This window comes from Oleiphilus sp. HI0086 (genome assembly GCF_001635225.1).
Window position 1 is genome coordinate 1 of the sequence record NZ_LWFZ01000592.1, and the last position, 423, is coordinate 423.

A 423-nucleotide genomic window follows, 5' to 3' on the forward strand; every position below is an offset into this window, starting at 1 on the left:
AGGATACCGTGATGCCCGAAATTCATATCAAAAAGCGCTTCAAGCCCTTTGTTGAAGATGNATTACCTGCACTTTCCAAAGGTACACGCCAACTAGTCGCCCACCCTAGAGAAGAACAGGTCTGCCCACATCATCTCGAAGAAGCCTGCACCTTAATCATCGGCCCCGAAGGTGGCTTTACTGAGTATGAAGTAAACAAGCTCAAAGAAGCCGGTTTTGAAGGAGTTCATTTAGGCGAAAGAATTCTACGCGTAGAGACTGCCGTACCCGTATTGATCTCGCGTCTATTTGGGTCAACATTCTAGGGTAATTTTGTCCGCTAGTCGGACGTTCAAGTAGACTTAATTGATAAGGATGAAACAGCCAGATTGATTATCGAGTGAATGATTGAAAGTGAGCATTAGCGTTCTTTATCGGGAGCCA

General features: G+C 45.3%; 1 protein-coding gene. It reads left to right on the plus strand.

The window, feature by feature from the left end; all coding sequences use genetic code 11:
• Window positions 1–305, plus strand: a 305-nt coding sequence (locus A3756_RS07065; protein ID WP_156490341.1) for an RsmE family RNA methyltransferase, incomplete at its 5' end; no start/stop codon positions are given.
• Between the last annotated feature and the right edge of the window lie 118 nt (window positions 306–423).